We start from the raw sequence: 23,183 nt of genomic DNA on the forward strand, positions 1-23,183 counted from the left end.
GGAGGCCGCAACGCGGCCGTCTCGAAGGGTCGACGGCCCCGCCTGTGGCCGATTCATCCTTCGAGGCTCGCGCGGCTCGCACCTCAGGACGACGGGGAAAGATCCTGCGACGCCGGCTCCCAGCCCTTTGGCGCCAGCTCGAATTTCGCGAACTCGAAGCCCGGCGCGACCGTGCAGCCGACCAGCGTCCAGTCGCCGTTGCTTTCGGCGGCCTGCCATGCGTCTGCCGGCACGATCGCCTGCGGCTGCTCGCCGCGCGCCACATCCGGCCCGAGCGTGATCGAATGTGGGCCGCCGTCCTCCGCAATCCGCAGCGTCAGCGGCGCGCCGGCGTAATAGTGCCACATCTCGACCGCGTCGATGCGATGCCAATGCGAGCGCTCGCCGCGCGCCAGCAGGAAATAGATCGCGGTCGAATGCGCGCGGCCATTGGCGTCGCAGCGCGCGTCGCGAAACGTCTCGCGATAATGTCCGCCTTCGGGATGCGGCTGCAGCGCGAGCTGCGCGATGATGTCGGCAGCCGAGAGGTCGGCCATCACGACTTGTTCTTGCGCTCGCGGAGCTCGCCGAACACCAGCGCCGGGTCGGCGCCCTTCATGTGCAGCTTCGCCGCCACCGCGGGCTCGTCGGCGCGCAGGAACACGTTGGCCTTCTTCTCGTCGCCGAGCAGCACCGGAATCGTCGGCTTGTTCTCGGCGCGCAGTTTTGTGACCTCTGCTGCGCGCGCCTGCAGGGCCGCATTGTCGGGCTCGATGGTGAGCGCGAACTTCACATTCGCCGCGGTATATTCATGGCCGCAATAGAGACGGAAATCGTCCGGCAGCGAGCGCAGCTTCAGCAGCGAGTCCCACATCATGGGGTAGGTGCCCTCGAACACCCGGCCGCAGCCGATCGAGAACAGCGTATCGGCGGCAAACACCGCCTTCTCGCCGTCGAACACATAGGAGATGTGATCGAGCGTATGGCCGGGCGTCTCGACCACGCGTGCGAGCAGGCTGCCGACCTTGATGACATCGGCATTGGCGGCGCGCAGATCGACATTGACGATCTTGGCCGACTGGTCGTGCGGGGCGACGACGCGGCAGCCGTATTTCTGCTTCAGCTCGGCGACGCCGCCGACATGGTCGCCATGGTGATGGGTGATCAGGATATCGGTCAGCGTCCAGCCTTCGCGCTCCAGCGCCTTGATGATCGGGCCGGCTTCCGGCGCGTCGATCGACGCGGTCGCCTTGGTCGCGGGATCGTGGATCAAATACCCGAAATTGTCGGTGAGGCAGCTGAAAGTGCGAATTTCGGCGGTCATGATATCTCCACGAACAAACGGGACGGACATTTCAGAGCATGATGTTTTCGAAAAACCGGTGTCGATCTCTCCGGGTCATGCTTTTAACGCGCCCAATATAGGGGTGAAATATGGCGTTAACGCTCCGGCGGCAATGCAATTTTCGGCGCACCCGGGCAGCAGGGGGCGTGTTAGGCTAAACACCATGGACGTCATCGACCTGCGCGACTTCTATTCGCAGCGCCTCGGCATCGTGGCGCGGCAACTGATCAACCGGGGTATCCGCGCGCGGTGGCCGAACGCGGAAGGCCAGCGCGTGCTCGGCCTCGGCTATCCGACCCCCTATCTCGGCCTGTTCCGTGAGTCCTGCGAGCGCTGCATTGCCTTCATGCCGGCGGCCCAGGGCGTGCTGAAATGGCCGACCGGCCGGCCGGCGCTGGCCACCCTGATCGACGAATTCTCGATGCCGCTGCCGGATGCCGCGGTCGACCGCGTGCTGCTGGTGCACGCGCTGGAGATGTCCGATGACCCGGAGCGGTTGCTGCGCGAGGTGTGGCGGGTGCTCTCGCCCTCGGGGCGGCTGATCGCGATCATCCCGAATCGCCGCGGCGTCTGGACGCGCACCGACGCCACGCCGTTCGGCCATGGCCGGCCCTATTCGCGGGCGCAGATCACGCAGCTGTTGCGGCAGACCTGGTTCACGCCGTCGTCGTGGGGCGAGGCGTTGTTCATGCCGCCGGTGCAGGGCAGCTGGTTCCTGCGCTCAGCGATGGCGTGGGAGCGGGTCGGCGCGGCGCTGTCGATGCCGTTCGCCGGCGTGCATATCGTGGAGGCGACCAAGCAGGTCTATCGCGCGATTCCCGCGCGCCGCGAGCGCACGCAGCTGATCCCGTCATTGCGTCCGGTGCTGGTGCCGTCCTCGACGGCGACGCGCAAATCGACTCACGCAGAGTCGTAACACGACCCGAGGCGTGACGCGGACAATTCACCCTCCCCGTGAAGGGAGGGTGACAGATTTTCAGGATTACTCGTTGCCCGGATTGAAGTCGTCGCTCGGCGCGGGCTGCGCCGCCATGTCGGGGCGGGGTCCGTGCGGACGGCGGCGGCGGCGCGGAAAGCGCTCGCTCCGTTCGCCGCGTTCTGCGCCGCCATTATTGCCTTCATAGGCGCCGTTGACCTGTGGCTGCGCGCCGCCGGTGATGAACGAGGGCAGGCGATCGACGCCGCCGGCATCGGCCATCGCGGGCTGCGGCTGGTTCTGCGGTTGCGGCTGATATTGCGGCTGCGGACGATGCTCGCGCTCGCGGTGCTCACGCGGCTGCTGGTCGCGCTCGCGATGCTCGCGCGGCTGCTGCTGCTCGCGCTGGTACGGCTGCTGGCCGTTGTCGCGCATGAAAGGTTGCTGCTGCTGCGGCACGAAGCCCGGCTCCTGGCCGAAGCTCGAATAGCCGTCGCTGTCGTCGTCGCCGTCTTCGGTCGGGGTGACCTCGGCGTCGGGGCGCGGCGGCTGCTGATTCTGCCGGAACTGCTCCTGCGCGGCCGCGATGATCCGGTAGTAGTGCTCGGCGTGCTGGTAGTAGTTTTCAGCGGCCACCGGATCGCCGGAGGAGCGCGCATCGCGCGCAAGCTGAACGTATTTCTCGGCCACGTGGGAGGCCGTGCCGCGGATCTTGATGTCAGGTCCGTTCGATTCGTACACCCGTGTCAGGGGATTCTGGCCGCGCCGGTTATTGTTGTTGTTATTGTTGTTGTTATTCCGGTTGCGCATCCGCTTGTTGTTCTGACCGTTTCTCATCTGTCGCCTTTTATTCCAGCCCTGAAGTTATTGCAGTCCACAGTCCGATTTCTCAGCAGTCCGATTTCTCAGAAGTCCGATTCCCAGAGTCCGATTCGGCGCGCGCCTAGGCACACGGAATCGCAATACCGTTCGAAGTGGTTTCGATGTCGCCGACCATCTCGTTCAGCAAAGTCGCGTGCAGCAAAGACGCGTTCCCCAACCGCCGGCAATCGCGCCAGCGACCAAATCATTCCGCCCGTTGAGACAGGCTCAGTTCTCGTGCGTAAGTCTTCAAGCGCAATAACAGGCTTTCGTTCGCTTGGCGGTCGAGAGCAGCACAGCTTCGGCTATTGCGCTCTATATGACCTGCGTTCCTGGAACCTTTCGATCGGCGGGCTCTGCTGAACCCTGGTCATCACCCGTAACGGATTACGGGGCCAGCACCGATGTTGTGCCCGGAACGTAGTCGTTCCCGGGGGATAATCCAAGAGGTTTTTTTTCGTTCCAATAGGACTTTATCGGGGCAGCCGGCGGGCGGAAACGGCCCTCGGGATGCCCCCCAGATCGGCCTTTGGCGGCCCCGTTGGGGATAACCCGGATGCCGTCATCAGCGCTTCAACGTCGCCGCTCTGACCCTGTCCGACTTCCACAACCAGAAATCCTCCTGAGGTCAAAAGACCCGCAGATTGCGAAATCAGCGCGCGGTAGGCGTCGAGCCCGTCGGCACCGCCGTCGAGCGCCGCGCGCGGATCATGCGCGCGCACCTCGATGTCGAGTCCGGCGACGTCGGCCGAGGGGATGTACGGCGGATTGGACACGATCAGCTCGAACGCGCCGACGAGCCCGCGGCCGTAGTCGCACTCGATCCATGTCGTGCGATCGGCGAATCCGAGCGCGGTGGCGTTGCGGCTCGCGGTCTGCAGCGCCTCCGTCGAGATGTCGGTGGCGAAGCCATGCGCGTTCGGCAGTTCCGAGAGCAGCGCCAGCAGGATCGCGCCAGAACCGGTGCCGAGATCGGCGATCCGCAAGGCGCGCTCGGCCACCCCGTCGGCGCGCAGCAGTTCGAGCGCGCGCTCGACCACCGTCTCGGTGTCCGGGCGCGGCACCAGCGTCGCGGCGGACAGGTGCAGCGGCAGTCCCCAGAACTCCTTGACGCCGAGGATGCGCGCGATCGGTTCGCCGGCGAGGCGGCGCTGCGCGAGGCGCTCGAGGTGATCCGCCTCGTCTCTCGTCAGCGCGCGCTTCGCGCCGGTGACCATGCCGGTCAGATCGAGCCCCAGCGCGGCGCCGACCAGCAGTCGCGCATCGAGCTCGGCGGCGTCGCTGCCGGCCGCCTTGAGGCGGGCGGCGAGGCTGCGCCTGATGCGCTCGACGGTCTGGCCATGTCCTGCGGGTTCGCTCATCGCGCGTTGTTAGCCGATGGTCGATGCGGCGTCGATATCACTTGCGCCCCGTGCGGGCGGCGCGCACGGTCGAAACCTCAACCCATCGATCCGGAACGCGCGACCATGACGGGCTATGACGATCAGAACATCTTCGCCAGGATCCTGCGCGGCGAGATCCCGAGCTTCAAGGTCTACGAGACCGACCGGACCTTTGCCTTTCTCGACATCATGCCGCGATCGCCGGGACATACCCTGGTGATTCCGAAGGCACCCGCGCGCGGCATCCTCGACATCGCCGAAGACGACCTCGCCGAGGTGGCGCGGTCGGCCAAGCGCATCGCCGTCGCCGCGATGAAGGCGTTTGCGGCCGACGGCATCATCATCCAGCAGTTCAGCGAGCCCGCCAGCGGCCAGGTGGTGTTTCACCTGCACATGCATGTGATGCCGGTGAAGGCCGGCGTCGCGCTGCTGCCGGCGCAGACCGTCAAGGCGGAGATGGATGTGCTCGCCGATCACGCCAGGCGGATGATCGCGGCGCTGCGTGGGTGAGCGGGTGGCCCGGTCCGACGCGGGAATGCCGTAATCCCTATCCCGAGAGGCCATGCGCAATATCGAGTTCGTCATTGCGAGGAGCTCGCGACAAAATTTGCAAAGCAATTTTGCGCTGTAGCGACGAAGCAATCCATCCATCCGCGCATGCGGACCGATGGATTGCTTCGCGGAGCCTGTCATCGGGCGCGCGTTCGCGCGACCCGTTGGCTCGCAATGACGGCGGAGAAAGTGACGCGCCCTAAACCCCGAGATAGCGCTGCAGGACATCGGGCTGCGCCTTGATCTCCTGCGCCGGCCCTTCATGGACGATGTGTCCGTTGTTGATGATGTAGATGCGCTGCGCCAGCGCGAGCGTCGCGGCGAGGTTCTGCTCCACCAGCACGATGGTCTGTCCGGCCTCGGCGAGGTCGCGGCACGCCTTCATCAGGTCGCGCACGATCACCGGCGCCAGTCCCTCGAACGGCTCGTCGAGCAGGATGATCTTGGGATCGCGCACAAGGGCGCGCGCGATCGCCAGCATCTGCTGCTCGCCGCCGGACAGGTCGGTGCCGCGATTGCTCCGCCGCTCGCGGAGCCGCGGGAACATCTCGTAGATGCGGTCGAGCGGCCAGCGCTGCGAGGCGGTCAGGCCGGCGATCACAAGGTTCTCCTCGACGCTCAGGCTGCCGAAGATACGGCGCTCCTCATGGACCAGCTGCATGCCGGCCTGCGCGATCTTGTGACTCTTCCGGCCGGAAATCTCGACGCCGTCGAACATCACCGAGCCGCGGCGCGGGGTCACGACGCCCATCAGGCTCTTCAGCGTCGTGCTCTTGCCGGCGCCGTTACGCCCGAGCAGCGCCACCACCTCGTTGCGCTCGACGCGCATCGAGACGTTGAACAGGATGTGGGAATCCCCGTAATAGCTGTTCAGTCCGTTGACCTCGAGCAGGCTCATGCGGCGAGCACTCCATGCACGCCGCCAAGATAGGCTTCCTGGACGGTCGAGTTGGTCTTGATCTCTTCCGGCGTTCCCTCGACCAGCACACGGCCCTCCTGCAGCACGGTGACGCGCTCGGCGAGCTCGAACAGCGCATCCATGTCATGATCGATGATGATCAAGGTGCGGCCCTGGCTGATCGACTTCAATAGCTTGACGGTCTCGACGCGCTCGCGCGGGCTCATGCCGGCGAGCGGCTCATCCAGCAGCAGCAGGCTCGGCGACGTCGCCAGCGCGAGCCCGATCTCCAGCCGCCGCTTCTCGCCATAGGCTAGCTCGGACACGGGCGTGTCCGGCCTCGAGGTCAGATTGACCAGCTCGAGTGTCTGCTGCACGCGCTCGGTCAGGCCGGGGATGCTGTCGATGCTGCGGAACAGGTCGAGCTTGAACTTGCCGCGCAGCGCCGACAGCGCCGCGATCACCAGATTCTCGCGCACCGTCAACCCGGCGAACAGCTGGTTGACCTGGTAGCTCTTGGTCAGGCCGAGCTGACAGACGTCGGTGACGTTCATGCCGGTGATGTCGCGGCCCTCGAACAGGATAGTGCCCGAAGTCGGATGCACCTCGCAGGTCAGCATCTTGAAGAAGGTCGACTTGCCGGCGCCGTTCGGGCCGATGATGCCGCGCAGCTCGCCGTGATTGACGGTGAAGTCGATGTCGCTGTTGGCGAGCAGGCCGCCATAGCGCTTGGTCAGGCCCCTGGCCTGGAGGATCGGTCCGGACGGATTGCCGCCGGCACGAGCCGCCGCCGGCTTCGGCGCGGCGGGCGCCGTGGCGTGCCGCTCGCTTGCCACGGCGACGACCTCGGGTGCGCTCTCCTCCGGCTCCTTGGCGCCGCGCTGCCCGGTCAGGAGGCGGTACAGGTCGGCGAGGCCGCCGATGATGCCGCGGCGCAGGAAGCACACCAGCAGCACGAACACGATGCCGAGCACCAGCTTCCAGGCCGCGCCGAGCCCGAGCGCCGCCTGCAGGAAGTCCTGCAGCGACAGCCACACCGCGGCGCCGACCAGCGGCCCGAACAGCGTGCCGCGGCCGCCGATCGCGGTCTGCATCACGAGCTGGCCCGACGTATCGAAGGTGAACGCGTCGGGCGGCATGAAGGCCTGCAGCACGCCGAGCAGCCCGCCGGCAAAGCCGGCATAGGCGGCGGCGATCACGAAGGCGGTGAGCTTGTAGCCGTGGATGTTGTGGCCGACTGCGGTGGCGCGCAGCGGATTGTCGCGGATCGCGCTGAACACGGCGCCGACCGGCGAGCGCACGATGCGCAGCGCGATCACGACGCCGATGAAGTAGCACAGCGCCAGGAACTGATAGAGCGACCAGCCGGTGGTGAAGTGCAGCGTGGTGAAGCCGAGATTGAAGCTCGGGGTCGGCACGCCCGGCAGCCCGTTCTCGCCGCCGGTGAAGTCCGACAGCGGATTGAACTCGACGAAGAAGAACACCTCGGCGATCGCCACCGTGATCATCGCGAAATAGATGCCGGTGCGGCGCAGTGCGATCAGGCCGATCAGATAGCCGGTGGCGGCGGCCGCGATCATGCCGATGACGAGCGCGAGCACGACGTAGGGAAAGCCGGCGCGCGTCAGCAGATAGGCGGCGACGAAGCCGCCGGTGCCGTAAAAGGCCGACTGGCCGAACGACAGCAGGCCGGTGAAGCCGAACAGGATGTCGAAGCCGAGGCCGAACAGGCCCCAGACCAGGATCCGGTTCACCGTGTTGGGCGCGAAGCCGAGCCACGGCAGCACGAAGGGCGCAACGATCAGTCCGGCGGCGGTCAGGAGTTCGATCAGGTATGGGCGCTGTTTAAGCATCTAAATATCCGTCGTCATTCGCGGCCCTGCGTGCCGAGCAGGCCGTGCGGTCTGAGCACCAGCACGAGCGTCATCGCCGCGAACAGCATGACGTAGGCGTAACCTGGGTTGAACATCGAGGTGATGCTGATGATCTCGCCGGCGATCAGCCCGCCGAGGATGGCGCCGGGAAACGAACCGACGCCGCCGATCACCACCACCACGAAGGTCTCGACCAGGATGTCGTCGCCGACACCCGGCGTCAGCGACACCACCGGCGCGTTGATGATGCCGGCGAAGCCCGCGGCCATCGCGCCGATGCCGAACACGATCATGAAGACGCGGTAGACGTTGATGCCGAGCGAATCGACCATCACCGAATCCTCGATGCCGGCGCGCACGATCATGCCGAGCCGGGTGCGGTACAGGATCAGGAACAGCGCGCCGAGCGCGACCGCGACGATGCCGACGACCGCAAGCCGGTAGGTCGGGTAGAACAGGAAGCCGAGCGAGGTGATGCCCTGCAGCAGCGCCGGCGGCGGCACCACCTGCGACTGGCTGGTGAAGATCAGCCGCACGATCTCGACGAAGCAGATGCCGAGGCCGAACGTGACCAGCAGCTGGTCCTCATGCGGGCGGTGGTAGAAGTGGCGGATGATGATCCGCTCCATCGCAATCCCGAGCACCATCACGAACAGCGAGCCCGCGATCACGGCGAGAATGAACGAGCCGGTGCAGGAATAGGCCACATATCCGGCGTAGCCGCCGATCATGAACATGGCGCCGTGGGCGAGATTGAGCACCCCGAGCGTGCCGTAGATGATCGTCAATCCGGAGCTGATCAGCGCCAGCAGCGCGCCGAGCGCCAGCCCGTTGAAAAGTTGCGAGACGAAATTTGGCCAGTTGATCATGGCGCGCGTTCACTCAGCCGTATACCTGGCCCGGTCGATGGAGGATGCGTTCCGAGAAAAGCGGCGCCGCGGGCCGGGTCGCCCCGCCCACGGCGCCGAGTCTTCCCACGTTAATCAGGTGTAGTCGCCGAGATGGCAGCCGAACGCATCCGGCTTCTGCATCAAGCCGTCGCCGGGGACGATCTCGATCACCTCGTAATAGTCCTCCTTGTTCTTCATCTCCTTTTCCATCTTGCCGCGGACGATGACGACGGGGCGGACGCACTGGTGATCCTCGGGGCGATAGTGGACGTCGCCGACCAGCGAAGGCAGCGTCTCGCCCTTCTCATAGGCCTTGATGACGTCGGGCGGATAGAAACTGCCGGCTTCCTCGACCATGCGGGCCCAGTGCGCGAAGCTGACATAGGCGTTCTCGGCGCCCCATTCCGGCTTGTATCCGTACTTCTTCTCGAAGGCCTCGTTGAACATCTTGGCCAGCGGATATTTGTCCTCGATGGTCCACCAATAGTCGGTCGCGGCGTAGACGCCCTGCATCAGGCCGCCGGTCTCGCGGGCGATGAACGGCACCTGGTAGGGCACCACGAGCTTCATCTTGTCGAGCACGCCGAACTGCTTGGCCTGCTGCGTCGACAGCACGGCATCGTGACCCCAGTTGACGTTGATCAGCACGTCGGCGCCGGAGTTCGCGACGTTGAGCAGATAGGACGAATAGTCCGGCGCGCCGAGCGGCGAGACCTGGTTGGTGACGGTGGTCCAGCCCGCCTGGGCGAGGTAGTCCTGCATCGACTTGGTGACGGTGTGGCCGTAGGTGTAGTCGGGCGTCAGGTAGGCGGCCTTCTTGTTCTTGCCGAACTGCTTGATCAGCACCGGCGCGATCGCCGCCGCGGCGGTCTGGCCGAAGAAGTTCTGGCGGAAGCCGTAGCGCACGCAATCCTTGCCAGTGGTGTCGTTCGAGCCGGAAATGCCGCAGACGAAGATCACCTTCTCGCGCTGCGCCAGCTTGTTCAGCGCCACCGCGACCGCGCTCGACGTGCCGCCGGTGATCATCACCGCCTTGTTCTCGGAGATGAAGCGCTGCTGCGCCTGCACGGCCTCGTTCGGCTTCGCCGCGGAATCCGCGACGCCGAACTTCAGCTCCTTGCCGAGCACGCCCTTGCTGGTCTTCGGCGAGATCTTCTTGATCAGCTCGTGGCCGCTGTTGATGTGCTCGATCGCGAGCTGATAGCCCTTGAGCTCATCCTCGCCCTGCACCGCATAGGTGCCGGTGCGCGGGACCGAGATGCCGATGAACGCCGAAGAGCCCGACGTGCCCGCGGGATAGGTTCCGATCGCCGGGTGGTCCTCGGCGAATGCCCGCGATGCGATCGAGGCCGGCAGCACGCTGCCGCCGATCAGGCCCGCGCCGGCTTGCAGCAAAGTGCGGCGCGAAACGTTCGGGGCGCTGCCCGGCCGAAAATCCTTGGTGCTCATCGCTCAGTATCCTCCAATTATATTGATTGTTGGCGCGCATGCTCACTCGTCGCCTGATCGGATCGATCGGCGGCACGATGCGCCGGCTGCGATCGAGCAGCCTGTCACAGCTACAATTCCCCACCGGCATATTTAGTCAATGTCACCTTTCGTCGAATCATATCGGCCTACGATAGAAATAATATCGTTCTACGATGTATCGAGGGTTTACCGACCGGGTGCGCGTCCTGTAAGTGAGGGAGCGATGATCCAGGAGCCTGCAAGTCGCACCGGAGATGCCGGAGAGCACGTCGTGTCCGAGCACGGTGGCGCCGGGCAATCGGGCAGCCTGAGCATCCGCGCGATCAACGTCCTGAAGGAGCTGGCGGTAGAGCTGCTCGACGAAGTGCCGCCGAAGGTGGGCTGGACGCCACCGGACGATCTGTTGCGGCTGCTCACCGCGCGCCATCTCGCGACGGCGCGGAATTGCGGACGGCAAACCATGCGCGAGATCATCGCTTGGGCCGAGACGCGCGGAATAACGATCCCGTCTCCGCATCACACCGGCAAGTCGTTGTCGGAGGTCTGGGGCGATCTGGTCGCGCGTGCCTCGGCCGGGCATCTCACCAAGAGCGAGATCACCGAGGCGCTGGAGAAATCCATTCGCCGCAGGAGCCCGCGGATTCCGGTCGCCTTCCAGATCGTGCTGCTGAAAATATTGAGCTCGACCTACGATCACTGGCCGCAGCCCTGAGCTTGCCGGCCCTGCCGCTCGATCGTCAAACCGTTGAAACATGAGTGGAAGGGCGACCGGTAGTATGGTGCGTTCGGCGCGGGCTTGATAGCGTTGCACGGCGTCTGCCGTCCGGCGGAGCGAGCCAGCAGCAGGACGATCGAATGCCGCAACCAAAGCAACGACGAGCGCTCGCCGGCGCAACCAAACGCAAGGCCGTGGCCGCGACGGTGGACTACCGGGCGCTGGCGCAGTTTCGCTACGAGTTGCGCAGGTTTCTCGCATTCAGCGAGGAGGGCGCCCGGAAGGCCGGAATGACGCCGCGGCAGCATCAGGCGCTGCTCGGCATCAAGGGTTTCGTCGATCCCGGTCCGCCGACCGTCGGCGACATCGCCCGGTTCCTGCTGATCCGGCATCACTCCGCCGTCGAACTGATGAACCGCATGGCAAAGCTCGGGCTGGTCAGCCGGCTTGCCGATCCCGACGACGCGAGGCGGGTTCAGCTCAAGCTGACGGCAAAGGGTGAGCAGAAGCTCCAGGCGGTCTCGAAGAAGAACATCGAGGAGCTGCGCCGCGTCGCGAGCCCGGCGTTGCGCCGCTTGCTGAAGTCTTCGCCGTCTTCCGGAGAGGACTGAGCGCAGCATCCGCCGGCGCAAGCGGCGGCGCGCGTCAGGCCGCGGCGCCCTGCGCGGCGAGCTGTGCCGCCTGGTGCTCGGTGGTCAGCGCGTCGATCAATTCGCCGAGCGCTTCTCCCGCGATCACCTGCGGCAGCTTGTAGAGCGTCAGGTTGATGCGGTGGTCGGTGACTCGCCCTTGCGGGAAATTATAGGTGCGGATGCGCTCGGAGCGGTCGCCGGAGCCGACCTTCTCCTTGCGGTCGGCGGAGCGCGCCGCCTCGACGCGCTGGCGCTCGGCATCGTAGATGCGCGAGCGCAGGATGTTCATCGCCGACGCCCGGTTCTTGTGCTGCGAGCGGCTGTCCTGCATCATCACGACGATGCCGGTCGGCAGATGGGTGATACGGATCGCCGATTCGGTCTTGTTGACGTGCTGGCCGCCGGCGCCGCCCGCGCGCATGGTCTCGATCCTCAAGTCGGTGTCCTTGATATCGACGTCGACGTCCTCGACCTCCGGCAGCACGGCGACCGTGGCGGCCGAGGTGTGGATGCGGCCCTGCGTCTCGGTGTCGGGCACGCGCTGCACGCGGTGCACGCCGGATTCGAATTTCAGCTTGGCGAACGCGCCGCGGCCCTGCACCTCGGCGATGATTTCCTTGTAGCCGCCGACGGTGCCTTCGCTCGCCGAGATCACCTCGACCTTCCAGCCCTGCAAGGACGCGAAGCGCTCATACATCCGGAACAGGTCGCCGGCGAACAGCGAGGCCTCGTCGCCGCCGGTGCCGGCGCGGATTTCCAGCATCACGTTGCGGTCGTCCATTGCATCCTTCGGCAACAGCGCGATCCGGATCTGCTGCTCGAGCTCGCCGAGCCGCGCCTGCAGCGTTTCCAGCTCGGCTTCCGCCATGCTGCGCATTTCGGCGTCGGTCCCGGCGTCCGCCAGCATCGCCTCGGTATCGGCGAGTTCACTACGCGCAGAACGATAGAGCTTCACTGCATCGATCAGCGGGTTGAGCTCGGCGAGCTCGCGCGTGATCTGCACATAGCGCTCGGACTTGACCTCGCCGAGCAGCTCGGCCTCGAGCGAGGCATGATGGGCGAGCAGGACGTCGAGTTTGGCTTCGGGTAGCATGGCGGTATCTCGAATTGCGGAAGGTACGGAAGGGCGGCAGCGGCGACGGCAGCGTCGCTACAAGGCCAGCCCCTCGGTTTCCGCAAACTTCGTCAGCGCCGCGCGGATCGAGACGCTGCCGACCGGCGCGTCCAGCAGCGGATTGATCATCGCTTCGGCCTTCTTGGCATCGAGGTCAAGGATCAACGCCTTGACCGGGCCGTGCGCGGTTGCCGACAATGAAAGCGAACGGTAGCCGATGGCGATCAGCGCCAGCGCGCCGATCGGCTTCGACGCCATCTCGCCGCACAGCGAGGCGGCCTTCTTCGCCGCCTTGGCCTTGCGCACGATATCGCGCAGCGCGCGCAGGATCGGCGCCGACAAAATGTCGAAGCGTTCGGAGACCTTGGCATTGCCGCGGTCGACCGCAAACAGGAACTGGAACAGATCGTTGGAGCCGACCGAGACGAAGTCGACCTTCTTCAGCAGCTCGTCGAGCTGGTAGAGCAGCGCCGGCACCTCGACCATGGTGCCGATATCGATCCGCTCGGGCAGCGAATGGCCGTGCTGGCGCAGATAGGTCAGCTCGCGCTCGACGATCGCCTTGGCCTGGTCGAACTCGGTGATGTCCGAGATCATCGGGAACATGATCTTCAGCGCGCGGCCGCCGCCGGCACGCAGCAGCGCGCGGATCTGGCCGCGCAAAAGGCCGGGACGGTCGAGGCCGAGCCGGATCGCGCGCCAGCCGAGCGCGGGATTTTCCTCGATCACGGTCTCCATATAGGGCAGCGCCTTGTCGCCGCCGATGTCGAGCGTGCGGAAGGTGACGGGCTTTGAGCCCGCGGCGTCGAGCACGGTGCGGTACAGCGCGAGCTGGTCGCTCGAGCGCGGCAGGTTCGGGCTCACCATGAATTGCAATTCGGTGCGGAACAGGCCGATGCCGGCGCTGCCGGTGTCGTCGATATGCGGCAGGTCGATGGTCAGGCCGGCATTGATCAAAAGCTCGATCGGCTGGCCGTCCTTGGTCACGCAGGCCTTGTCGCGCAGCGCCGAATATTGCGCCTGCCGGCGCGCCCGGAACCGGACGCGCTCGGCATAGGCGGATTCGATCTCGGTCGAGGGGCGGACATAGATCTCGCCGGAAATGCCGTCGACGATGATGGCATCGCCCGGATCGGCGATGCCGGGCGCGTTCGGCACCTCGCCGACCGCGGGAATGCCCAGCGCGCGCGCCACGATCGAGACGTGGGAATTCGCGGTGCCTTCCTCCAGCACCAGGCCGCGCAGCCGCTTGCGGTCATAGTCGAGCAGGGCCGCCGGACCCATCGCGCGGGCGATCAGGATGGCGTTGTCGGGCAATTGCTCGCGCGACGGCGCATGGTCCTGGCCGACCAGCTGCCGCATCAGGCGATGGCCGAGATCCTCGAGGTCGTGCAGGCGGTCGCGCAGATAGGGATCGGTCGAGCGCAGCATGCGCGCGCGGGTGTCGGACTGCACGCGTTCGACGGCCGCTTCCGCGGTGAGGCCGGTGGCGACCGCCTCATGCAGCTTGTGCGACCAGCCCTGGTCGTTGGCGAACATGCGGTAGGCTTCCAGCACCTCGCGGTGCTCGCCGCCGTCGGCGACGTCGCCGCGCTCCAGCATGCGGTCGAGATCGGCGCGCAAATTGGCGAGCGCAGTGTCGAGCCGTTTGATCTCCTTCGGCAGATCCTCGGCGATGTAGTTGGTGATCACCACGCGCGGCTCGTGCAGCACGACATGGCCGAGCGCGATGCCGTCGGAGAGCACCGCGCCGGTCTTGTGCAGCGAGTGCCGTGCGGCGGGCTCGGCGCCAGGCTGCGCCAGCGCGGCAAGCTCGCCGGAGGCGATCATCTCCGCCAGCACCATGGCGGTGGTCTGCAGCGCCTCGACTTCTTCCTCGACATAGGTGCGCTTGGCGCGGTTCTGCACCACGAGCACGCCGAGCGTGTTGCCGGCGCGCAGGATCGGCACGCCGAGGAACGAGTGGTAGGCCTCTTCGCCGGTCTCCGGGCGGTAGGCGAAGGCGGGATGGCTTTGCGCGTCGGACAGATTGAGCGGCGTCGCCTCGCTGGCGACGAGGCCGACCAGGCCTTCATGCGCACTCATCACGGTGCGGTGGACGGCGTCGCGGTTCAGACCTTCGGTGGCGTAGAGCTCGAGGGTGTTGTCGATGCGCAGCACGTAGCACGAGCAGACCTCGGCCACCATGTTGGCCGCGATCAGCACCACGATCTTGTCGAGCCGCTCCTGGGCGGAGACTTGCTCCGCCATGGTCTCGCGGAGCCGTCTCAACAGGATGCGGGGGCCTCCCGACGCGCTCCGCATGTGTTTCAGTCCCTCCCCGCGAAGCCAGCGCACCGGTGCGGCCGGCCGCTGGCGCAAAACTCGTCAAAAACAACAATTTTAGTCATTCGGTGTCGCCGCTCGCCAGTTCCCGCCGATTCGCGATCACCGAAACTGTGCCACAGTTTGCGACAGCCTACCTGACTGGCCGTATAGCCAATCGAGGCTTGCTTTGCCAAGCAAAACGCCTGCCAGTAGCAAATAACGTCTGCGTCAGCCCAATGCTGCGCCCGCTAAGAGAAATTCTAACTCCGGGGCGGGGCTGGGGGACACGGCCAGTGCTCGGTCTCGTCGTTCCGGGGCGTCGCGAAGCGGCGAACCCGGAAACTCGAGATTCCGGGTTCGATGCTGTCGCATCGCCCCGGAATGACAGCGGAGCGAGCCCCCGCCCCTGCCGGTCGCGCCTACGCCTGATCCAGCCCGTACAGCGTGTGCAGCGTGCGGACCGCGAGCTCGGTATAGGCGGCGTCGATCAGGACCGAGAACTTGATCTCGGAGGTGGTGATGGCGCGGATGTTGATGTTTCGGTCGGCCAGCGCCTTGAACGCCTTGGCCGCGACGCCGGCATGGCTGCGCATGCCGCTGCCGATCACCGAGACCTTGGCGACGTCGGTCGCGGTGTCGAGGCGGGCGTAGCCGATCTTGGCCTTGGCGGCGGTAATCGTGTCCTTGGCGCGGTTATAGTCGCCGGCCGGAACGGTGAAGGTGAGGTCGGTGGTCTTGCCGTCCTCGGACACGTTCTGCACGATCATGTCGACATTGATGTTGGCATCCGCGAGCGGCCCGAAGATCGCGGCGGCGACGCCGGGCTTGTCCTCGATCTGGCGCACGGAAATCTGGGCTTCGTCCTTGGAGAAGGCGATGCCGGTGACGACGTGCATTTCCATGATTTCCTCCTCGCCGCAGATCAGCGTGCCCGGCGGCTGGTTGGCGTGCGGGTCGATATCCTCTGGCTTGTCGAAGCTGGAGCGCACGAAGATCGGCATGTTGTGCACCATGCCGAGTTCCACCGAGCGAACCTGCAGCACCTTGGCGCCCTGCGAGGCCAGTTCCAGCATGTCCTCGAAGGCGATCTTGTCGAGCCGGCGCGCCTTCGGCACCACGCGGGGATCGGTGGTGTAGACGCCGTCGACGTCGGTGTAGATGTCGCAGCGGTCGGCGCGCAGCGCGGCGGCGATCGCTACCGCCGAGGTGTCCGAGCCGCCGCGGCCGAGCGTGGTGATGCGGCCGGTGTCGGGATTGATGCCCTGGAAGCCGGCGATCACGGCGACTTCCTTGCGTTCCTTGAAGCGGGTGATGATCTCGGTGCCGTCGATATCGACGATGCGCGCCGAGGCATGCGCGTCCGAGGTCTTGATCGGGATCTGCCAGCCCTGCCAGGAGCGCGCCTGGATGCCGATGCCCTGCAGCACGATCGCGAGCAGGCCCGAAGTGACCTGTTCGCCGGAGGCGACCACCGCGTCATATTCGCGCGCGTCGTGCATCGGCGAGGCATCGGTGCACCAGGCCACCAGCTCATTGGTCTTGCCGGACATCGCGGAGACGACGACGGCGACCTCGTGGCCCGCGTCGACCTCGCGCTTCACATGCTGCGCGACGTTGCGGATACGATCGATATTGGCGACGGACGTACCGCCGAATTTCATCACGAGGCGGCCCATGACGACGCGTCTATTCCTTTAAGAGGATAAGTAGGTTAACCCACGCCGAAAACCGCAAGCGCGGGGACCGAAACGCGCGTATACATAGCGCCGCGCCCGGGGGCAAGCCGGTAGGTAGGGGGCCCTCGAGTGTCTTTTGGGGGTGTTTTGACCGGTTGCGGGCGGGTTGTGGCGCACGGGTAACACGGGGCAACTCGAAGGCGGATTGGATGGGACGTTATATCGACGAGATCCTGCAGCCTGGCGAGAAGGTGCTGTATTCCACCAATGCGCACTGGATGTTCTATCTGCCGGCGATCGGGGCCTGGATCGTGGTGCTGGCGCTCTTGATCCTGTCGCGGATGACGACGGTCGACGGCCTCGTGATGGCCTGCTTTGCGGCCGCCGCCGTGGTCGCGGTCGCGGCGCTGTACTGGACCGCCGCGGCCTGGTTCCACCGCTGGACCACCGAAACCGACGTCACCAATTTCCGCGTGGTGCACAAGAGCGGCTTCATCAAGCGGCGCACCTTCGAGATGAGCCTCGACAAGGTCGAGAGCGTCGACGTCAACCAGAGCATCATGGGGCGCCTGCTCAATTATGGCGACGTCACCATCCGCGGCGTCGGCGAGGGCAGCGAGACCATCAGGACCATCGCCGCGCCGCTGTCGTTCCGCAATTCGATCACCGCGCGATAGGGGCGCGCGCAATCATGGCCACGCAATCAACTCTTTCCGGTTCCTCCGCCAGTTCCTCCGCCAATGCCTCCGCCAGCTCGGTCGATCCGGCCGAGGTCGCGAAATTCTCGAAACTGTCGGATGAATGGTGGGATCCGCGCGGCAAGATGGCGCCGCTGCACAAGATCAACCCGCTGCGCCTGACCTATATCCGCGACGCCGCCTGCCGCAAGTTCGAGCGCAACGCCAAGAGCCTCAGCTGCCTGTCCGGCCTGCGCCTGCTCGACATCGGCTGCGGCGCCGGCCTGTTGTGCGAGCCGTTCACGCGGTTAGGGGCCCAGGTGATCGGGATCGATCCGTCCGCCACCAACATCGCCGCGGCGAAGCTGCACGCCGACAAGGGCCATCTGTCGATCGACTACCGCTGCACCACGGTGGAGGAGATGGACGCCCGCGAGCGCTTCGACATCGTGCTGGCGATGGAGGTGGTCGAGCACGTCAACGACGTCGGCGCCTTCATCAAGCGCTGCGCGGTCATGCTCAAGCCCGGCGGGCTGATGGTGGTCTCGACCCTGAACCGCAACTGGAAAAGTTTTGCGCTGGCGATCGTCGGCGCCGAATACGTGCTGCGCTGGCTGCCGCGCGGCACCCATGAGTGGAGCAAGTTCGTCACCCCCGCCGAGCTCGAGCGCTATCTCGGCGACGTCAACCTCACCGTCACCGAACAGGCCGGCGTGGTCTACAACCCGCTCGCCGACAAATGGACCGTGTCGACCGACATGGACGTGAACTACATGGTGGTGGCGGAAGAGGTGTGAGTTGAGTGTCACGGCCTTGGCCACACAACAGGTGTCGTCCCTGCGAACACAGAATGCGTAGCCCGGATGGAGCGTAGCGTAATCCGGGACCCCTTCGTCCGCGGATGAGCTGGCCCCGGATTGCGCTTCGCTTCATCCGGGCTACGGAAGTTTGTGGACATCGCGCAATCCAGTCATGCGCCCACTCGGTTGACCGCGTCAGCGGCAATCGGCACGCTGGGCGTGTACTCCCGCCGGCATGCTTTCCTTATCCCCCATGTTCACGATCGCCTCGCTCTGGATCCCCTTCACCATCGTCGCTGCGTTCGGGCAGGTGGCGCGCAATGCGATGCAGCGGCATCTGACCGGGCCGCTCGGGACCTGGGGCGCGACCAATATCCGCTTCCTGTTCGGCCTGCCGTTCTCGGTGGTGTTCTTCGCGCTGGCGGTGCTGCTGACCGGCGATCGCGTGCCGTGGCCGTCATCGTCGTTCTGGCCGTGGCTGGTGACCGGCGCGCTCAGCCAGATCGTCGGCACCGGCTTCATGCTGCTGGCGATGAACGACCGCTCTTTCGTGGTAACCACGGCCTACATGAAGACCGAGGCGATCCAGACTGCGATCTTCGGCTTCATCTTCCTCGGCGACCATCTCACCTCGTCCAAGGTGATCGCGATCGTGATCGCGACCATCGGCGTCGTCATCACCGCGTTGCGGCCCGGTGGGCAGAAGAGCTTCGCCGACCTGCGCCCGACCGTGCTCGGCCTCGGCGCCGCCGCAGTGTTCGCGATCTCGGCGGTGAGCTTTCGCGGCGCGATCATCGCGGTGCCCGGCGTCTCATTTGTTACGGCGGCCTCCTACACGCTGATGTGGAGCCTCCTCGTGCAGACGCTGATCCTGTCGGTCTATCTGTTGTTGCGCGCGCCCGACGTGCTGAGGTCGATCCTCAAGCTGTGGCGGCCCTCGATGTTCGCGGGCTTCATGGGCGCATTCTCATCGCAATTCTGGTTCCTGGCGTTCGCGCTCACCGCCGCCGCCAATGTGCGCACGCTGGCGCTGATCGAGGTGCTGTTCGCGCAGGGCGTGGCGTATTTCTCGCTCAAGCAGCCGTTCTCGCTGCGCGAGGTGTTCGGCATCGTCCTGATCGTGATCGGCGTCGCGCTCTTGATCGCCGCGTAATTACCCTTTCACCGCGATCAGCACCGCGCCCGCGGAGATCAGCGCGATCCCGATCCAGCCATAGGCCGAGGGGCGTTCGCCGAGGAAGGTAGCGCCGAACAGCGCCACCAGCACGACGCTGAGCTTGTCGATCGGCGCGACGAGCGTGGCCGGTCCGAGCTTGAGCGCGCGGAAATAGCAGATCCATGATGCGCCGGTGCCGAGCCCGGACAGCAGCAGGAACAGCCAGCTCTTGCCCGAGATCGGCCCGGACTGGGTGAACTGTCCGGTCGCGAACAGGATGGCCGACAGCGTGATCAGCACGACCACGGTGCGGATCAGGGTGGCGAGATCGGAGTTGATGCCCTCGACGCCGACCTTGGCGAAGATCGCGGTCAGCGCGGCGAAGACGGCGGAAAGAAACGCCCAGACCTGCCAGGAGGAGAATGAGTCGGGGGGCATGCTCTTCCCAGATTGTCATTCCGGGGCGGTGCGCAGCACCGAACCCGGAATCTCGAGGTTGCGGCGCGAGATTCCGGGTTCACGCTTCGCGTGCCCCGGAATGACGCTGCGCGTCAATTCCGGTCTTCCGGCAGCGTCGGCAGGGGCGAGACCTCGACGCCTTCGTCGATCAGCGCGCGGGCCTCTTCGGGCGAGGCTTCGCCGTAGATCGGCCGGTGCTCGATATCGCCGTAGTGCATCTTGCGCGCTTCGTTCGGGAAGCGGTCGCCGACATTGTCGGCGTTCTTCACGATGTGGTCGCGCAGCTCCTTCAGCTTGCTGCGCAGCTCGCGCTCCTGCGCCATCATCAGCGACGTCGATTCATTGCCAGTCGCCTCGACGGGCGCGGCCGGCGCCGGCTGGGCCGGTTCGCGGCCCTTCTTGCTGACGACCTGCGGCGCCATGATCGCGCGCTCGATCTTGCTCGAGCCGCACGACGGGCAATCGATCAGGTGACGCCGCTCCTGCGATTCATAGGCCGCGGAGCTCTGGAACCAGCTCTCGAACTGGTGGCCGCGCTCGCAGCGCAGCGTGTAGCGGATCATGCCGAACCCCGGACGAGGTGCAGATGCTCCGGGCCGGCCTTGGGGTCGGCAATGCCGAAACGCCTGCCATGCTGCAACGAGGGAATGGTCTTGCGCGCAGTCTCGACCTTGGCGGGGTCGATCTCGGCCAGGAACACGCCCGGCTCGACGCCGCCCTCGGCGAGGATCTCGCCCCAGGGGTCGATGATCAGCGAATGCCCGAAGGTCTCGCGCTTGTTCTCATGCAGGCCGGCCTGCGCCGCTGCGAACACGAAGCAGCCGGTCTCGATGGCGCGGGCGCGCAGCAGCGTGTGCCAATGCGCTTCGCCGGTCTTGCGGGTGAAGGCGGACGGCACGGTGAGGAACGATGCGCCGGCTTCGGCCAGCGCGCGGTACAGCGCCGGGTAAGCGCACGTCGTAGCAGATCGTGAGTCCGATTCGGCCCCAGGGTAGGTCGGAGATCACGGCGGTCTCGCCGGGCTGATAATTGGCCGATTCGCGATAGCTTTCGCCGCCCGGCAGATCGATATCGAACATATGGATCTTGTCGTAGCTCGCGAGCAGATTGCCCTCGGGCCCGATCAGGAACGAACGGTTGACCGCCTTCTCCGGCGAGTAGCGCAGCGCCAGCGAGCCGATATGCAGGTGGATCTTCAGTTCGGCGGCCAGCGCGCGATACGCCTTGAGCGACTGGTCGTCCTCTTCGCTCGCCAAATGCTCGAACAGCGCCTTGCGGTTGAGCTGCATCATGTTGCTGACCTCAGGGGTCAGCACGTACTTGGCACCCTGCGCCGCCGCCTCGCGGATCAGCCGCGTGCCCTGCTCGAGGCTCGGCTCCGGCAGCAATCCGGTGCGCATCTGCACCATGGCGGCGGTGAAAATGTTCTCCGTCATCAGGCGCCGCCTCCGTTGCTGAGCAGGCCGTCGAGCTTGCCCTCGCGGTCGAGCGCGTAGAGCTCGTCGCAGCCGCCGACATGGGTCTTGCCGATGAAGATCTGCGGGAAGGTCGAGCCGGCACCGGCGCGGCCATACATCTCGTCGCGATAGGCCGGGTTGCTGGCGACGCTCAATTCGGTGAACGCGGCGTTCTTGCGCGTCAAAAGCGATTTGGCCGCGCTGCAATAACCGCAGCCCGGGCGGGTGTAGATTTCAATGGCAGCGGTCATGGTGCGCTCGGTTGAACCAGAATGTCAGATTATATGGGAGCGCGGTGGGTATCGACAACCCGGGCAAACACCAGCACGTCGACCTGCGCGGCTTTGGCGCGGAGCAGCGCCCGTGCGCAGGCGTCCACTGTCGCGCCCGAGGTCAGGACGTCGTCGATCAGGATCACGCGGCGGCCCTGGACGTCAGCCTTGCGTTCATCGGCGACCCCGAATGCGCCCTGGACATTGCTGGCGCGATCCTTGCGTGACAGCCCGATCTGCTGCTCGGTGGCGCGGATGCGCCGCAGCGCTTCGGCAGTCATTTTGACGCCGCTCTGGAGCGCGATCACCTTGGCGAGCGCCCCGGACTGGTTGTAGCGCCGGCTCCAGCCGCGCCGCCAGTGCAGAGGAACCGGAACCAGCAGATCGGCGTCGTGGAGCAATTCCTTCCCCGCCCGCGCCATCCAGCGACCCATTGTGGGCGCCAGATCGGTGCGATCCTGGTATTTCAATGCGTGCACCAGCGTGCGCGCGACATCGTCATAGCGCACCGCGGCGCGGGCTCTGCTGTAGGCCGGCGGATTGGCGATCGCCTCCATCGACAGCAGCTCGGGGCCGGGATCGTAGACGAAGGGAATCCCGAGCCGCGGGCAGAACGGCGGCGCGATGAACGACAATCTGGCCCAGCAGGTCGCGCACACCCCCTCGCCATCGACTGGCTCACGGCACGAAACGCATAGCGTCGGCAGCGCGATATCGAGCGCCAGCCGCGCGGTGCGCAGCCACGCGCTCCCGATCGCGCCGAGCGCGCGGTGGACGTGACCGGTAATGGAGCGTGTCGGTGATGCCTCGGCGTCCATGGCGGGCGAGGCTAGCGTTTGATCAATGCAGGCTCAAGGCGCATTGCCTGCGGCGGCGGTCCGGCGTAACCAGCCGGCATGACACCGAACCCGCCGACCGCCCCCATCCTGTTCGATCGCGCCTTGCTCGGCGCGCGGCTGGCGCGCGCGCGGCGCGAGGGCGCGGCGACATTCCTGCTCGAGCGTGCCAGCGAAGACATGGCGGACCGCTTGCTGGCGGTGTCACGCAGCTTTTCGGCGGCTGCCGATGTCTGGACGCCGGGCAACGGGCTCGCGGACGCCCTGCATGGGCGTGTCGCCGCGGTCGATGCGATCGGATTCAGTGAGGCGGAAGCGCTCGGACTGGCGCCGGAGTCGCGCGATCTCGTGGTCTCCGCGCTCGCCTTCCAGTTCGTCAACGACCTACCGGGCGTGCTGGCGCAGATCCGCCGGGGGCTGAAGCCGGACGGGCTATTGCTTGCGGCGATGCTCGGCGGCGATACGCTGACCGAGCTGCGGCAGAGCTTTGCCGCGGCGGAGGCCGAGTGCGAGGGCGGGGCCTCGCCGCGCGTCGCGCCGTTCGCCGATCTGCGCGATATCGGCGCGCTGCTGCAGCGGGCGGGATTCGCGCTGCCGGTGACCGACGTCGACCGCGTCGTGGTGCGCTATGCCAGCGCCTTCGCGCTGATGGCCGATCTCAGGCGCATGGGCGCCACCAATGTGCTGCGCGAGCGCCGGCACACCTTGACCCGCCGCGCCACCATGCTGCGCATGGCGCAGATCTACGGCGAGCGTTTCGCCGATCCCGACGGCCGCATCCGCGCCACCTTCGACATCGTCTGGCTGTCCGGCTGGGCGCCGCATGAAGGCCAGCCGAAGCCGCTCAAGCCCGGCTCGGCGAAAGCGAGCTTGGAGGCGGCGGTGAAGGGGACGAAGCGTTAGGGACGCACGATG

At 66.0% G+C, this 23,183-nt stretch carries 23 protein-coding genes and 1 pseudogene; 8 read left to right on the forward strand and 16 right to left on the reverse strand.

Translation table 11 applies throughout. The annotated features are described in order from the left end of the window. Positions 1-83: 83 nt before the first annotated feature. Positions 84-536: a cupin domain-containing protein gene (locus ACVIHF_RS36745; RefSeq protein WP_456793430.1), complete on the reverse strand. Its 453-nt coding sequence runs from the start codon at positions 534-536 to the stop codon at positions 84-86. After that, complete coding sequence (gloB, locus tag ACVIHF_RS36750) at positions 536-1,303, reverse strand: hydroxyacylglutathione hydrolase (RefSeq protein ID WP_456793431.1); 768 nt, start codon at positions 1,301-1,303, stop codon at positions 536-538. Before gloB ends, ACVIHF_RS36745 begins: the two co-directional genes overlap by 1 nt. A 184-nt stretch (positions 1,304-1,487) precedes the next feature. Here gloB and ACVIHF_RS36755 point away from each other — a divergent pair, with 184 nt between their 5' ends. Continuing rightward, positions 1,488-2,240, forward strand: coding sequence for a class I SAM-dependent methyltransferase (locus ACVIHF_RS36755; RefSeq protein WP_028343579.1), 753 nt, complete (start codon positions 1,488-1,490; stop codon positions 2,238-2,240). Between the two features lie 66 nt (positions 2,241-2,306). On the opposite strand, the gene ACVIHF_RS36760 is transcribed toward ACVIHF_RS36755, so the two are convergent. Continuing rightward, positions 2,307-3,077, reverse strand: a complete 771-nt coding sequence (locus ACVIHF_RS36760; protein ID WP_253606028.1) for a DUF4167 domain-containing protein — start codon at positions 3,075-3,077, stop codon at positions 2,307-2,309. Positions 3,078-3,574: 497 nt separating this feature from the next. Next, positions 3,575-4,462, reverse strand: coding sequence for a peptide chain release factor N(5)-glutamine methyltransferase (gene prmC, locus ACVIHF_RS36765; RefSeq protein WP_456793432.1), 888 nt, complete (start codon positions 4,460-4,462; stop codon positions 3,575-3,577). Positions 4,463-4,567: 105 nt separating this feature from the next. On the opposite strand from prmC, the gene ACVIHF_RS36770 reads away from it, so the two are divergent. Further along, the gene (locus ACVIHF_RS36770; RefSeq protein ID WP_456793433.1) at positions 4,568-4,993 is read left to right on the forward strand and encodes an HIT family protein; all 426 of its coding nucleotides are present in this window, start codon (positions 4,568-4,570) and stop codon (positions 4,991-4,993) included. A gap of 241 nt (positions 4,994-5,234) precedes the next feature. Here the strand turns inward: ACVIHF_RS36770 and ACVIHF_RS36775 are convergent, their stop codons facing one another. From ACVIHF_RS36775 to ACVIHF_RS36790, 4 genes are all read right to left on the reverse strand, one after another. Further along, entirely contained in the window at positions 5,235-5,933 is a 699-nt protein-coding gene (locus ACVIHF_RS36775) for an ABC transporter ATP-binding protein (RefSeq protein ID WP_253606032.1), read from the reverse strand. Continuing rightward, a complete protein-coding gene (locus tag ACVIHF_RS36780; RefSeq protein ID WP_456793434.1) occupies positions 5,930-7,786 on the reverse strand; it encodes a branched-chain amino acid ABC transporter ATP-binding protein/permease in 1,857 nt (618 codons plus the stop codon). The genes ACVIHF_RS36775 and ACVIHF_RS36780 overlap by 4 nt, the downstream gene beginning before the upstream one ends. Positions 7,787-7,800: 14 nt before the next feature. After that, complete coding sequence (locus tag ACVIHF_RS36785) at positions 7,801-8,676, reverse strand: branched-chain amino acid ABC transporter permease (RefSeq protein ID WP_456793435.1); 876 nt, start codon at positions 8,674-8,676, stop codon at positions 7,801-7,803. Positions 8,677-8,790: 114 nt separating this feature from the next. Then, on the reverse strand, positions 8,791-10,146 hold the full coding sequence (locus ACVIHF_RS36790) for a substrate-binding protein (RefSeq protein ID WP_057015563.1): 1,356 nt from the start codon (positions 10,144-10,146) through the stop codon (positions 8,791-8,793). 292 nt (positions 10,147-10,438) lie between these two features. Here ACVIHF_RS36790 and ACVIHF_RS36795 point away from each other — a divergent pair, with 292 nt between their 5' ends. Both ACVIHF_RS36795 and ACVIHF_RS36800 read left to right on the forward strand, forming a co-directional pair. Continuing rightward, positions 10,439-10,879: a hypothetical protein gene (locus ACVIHF_RS36795; protein ID WP_456793436.1), complete on the forward strand. Its 441-nt coding sequence runs from the start codon at positions 10,439-10,441 to the stop codon at positions 10,877-10,879. 143 nt (positions 10,880-11,022) lie between these two features. Then, positions 11,023-11,493 carry a MarR family winged helix-turn-helix transcriptional regulator gene (locus ACVIHF_RS36800; protein WP_092083105.1) on the forward strand — a complete coding sequence of 157 codons (471 nt, stop codon included), beginning with the start codon at positions 11,023-11,025 and terminating at the stop codon, positions 11,491-11,493. A 34-nt stretch (positions 11,494-11,527) separates the two neighbouring features. Here the strand turns inward: ACVIHF_RS36800 and prfA are convergent, their stop codons facing one another. The 3 genes from prfA to ACVIHF_RS36815 form a co-directional block, all read right to left on the reverse strand. Beyond that, positions 11,528-12,607 (reverse strand): peptide chain release factor 1, encoded by a 1,080-nt coding sequence (prfA, locus tag ACVIHF_RS36805; protein WP_018269196.1) that lies wholly within the window; start codon positions 12,605-12,607, stop codon positions 11,528-11,530. A gap of 57 nt (positions 12,608-12,664) precedes the next feature. Next, positions 12,665-14,932, reverse strand: coding sequence for a phosphoenolpyruvate--protein phosphotransferase (gene ptsP, locus ACVIHF_RS36810; protein ID WP_253606047.1), 2,268 nt, complete (start codon positions 14,930-14,932; stop codon positions 12,665-12,667). Positions 14,933-15,354: 422 nt separating this feature from the next. Beyond that, positions 15,355-16,611: an aspartate kinase gene (locus ACVIHF_RS36815; RefSeq protein ID WP_456793437.1), complete on the reverse strand. Its 1,257-nt coding sequence runs from the start codon at positions 16,609-16,611 to the stop codon at positions 15,355-15,357. A 209-nt stretch (positions 16,612-16,820) separates the two neighbouring features. Here ACVIHF_RS36815 and ACVIHF_RS36820 point away from each other — a divergent pair, with 209 nt between their 5' ends. The 3 genes from ACVIHF_RS36820 (at position 16,821) to ACVIHF_RS36830 (ending at position 19,241) form a co-directional block, all read left to right on the forward strand. Further along, on the forward strand, positions 16,821-17,288 hold the full coding sequence (locus ACVIHF_RS36820) for a PH domain-containing protein (protein ID WP_456793438.1): 468 nt from the start codon (positions 16,821-16,823) through the stop codon (positions 17,286-17,288). Between the two features lie 14 nt (positions 17,289-17,302). Then, positions 17,303-18,085: a bifunctional 2-polyprenyl-6-hydroxyphenol methylase/3-demethylubiquinol 3-O-methyltransferase UbiG gene (ubiG, locus tag ACVIHF_RS36825; RefSeq protein WP_225647091.1), complete on the forward strand. Its 783-nt coding sequence runs from the start codon at positions 17,303-17,305 to the stop codon at positions 18,083-18,085. A 256-nt stretch (positions 18,086-18,341) separates the two neighbouring features. Continuing rightward, positions 18,342-19,241: an EamA family transporter gene (locus tag ACVIHF_RS36830; RefSeq protein WP_456781790.1), complete on the forward strand. Its 900-nt coding sequence runs from the start codon at positions 18,342-18,344 to the stop codon at positions 19,239-19,241. Here ACVIHF_RS36830 and ACVIHF_RS36835 read toward each other — a convergent pair whose 3' ends face one another. The 5 genes and pseudogenes from ACVIHF_RS36835 to ACVIHF_RS36855 form a co-directional block, all read right to left on the reverse strand. After that, a complete protein-coding gene (locus ACVIHF_RS36835; protein WP_456778067.1) occupies positions 19,242-19,682 on the reverse strand; it encodes an EamA family transporter in 441 nt (146 codons plus the stop codon). Positions 19,683-19,795: 113 nt separating this feature from the next. Further along, complete coding sequence (locus ACVIHF_RS36840) at positions 19,796-20,266, reverse strand: DUF1178 family protein (protein WP_092083110.1); 471 nt, start codon at positions 20,264-20,266, stop codon at positions 19,796-19,798. Beyond that, positions 20,263-21,139, reverse strand: a pseudogene (locus ACVIHF_RS36845) (carbon-nitrogen hydrolase family protein). Before ACVIHF_RS36845 ends, ACVIHF_RS36840 begins: the two are co-directional and overlap by 4 nt. Further along, positions 21,139-21,411, reverse strand: coding sequence for a glutaredoxin 3 (grxC, locus tag ACVIHF_RS36850; RefSeq protein ID WP_057015554.1), 273 nt, complete (start codon positions 21,409-21,411; stop codon positions 21,139-21,141). The pseudogene ACVIHF_RS36845 and the gene grxC overlap by 1 nt, the downstream one beginning before the upstream one ends. Before the next feature lie 29 nt (positions 21,412-21,440). Further along, entirely contained in the window at positions 21,441-22,250 is an 810-nt protein-coding gene (locus ACVIHF_RS36855) for a ComF family protein (protein ID WP_253606051.1), read from the reverse strand. Positions 22,251-22,328: 78 nt separating this feature from the next. Here ACVIHF_RS36855 and ACVIHF_RS36860 point away from each other — a divergent pair, with 78 nt between their 5' ends. Next, entirely contained in the window at positions 22,329-23,171 is an 843-nt protein-coding gene (locus tag ACVIHF_RS36860) for a methyltransferase domain-containing protein (RefSeq protein WP_253606052.1), read from the forward strand. The last annotated feature ends 12 nt before the right edge of the window (positions 23,172-23,183 follow it).

This window comes from Bradyrhizobium sp. USDA 4506 (assembly GCF_054058795.1).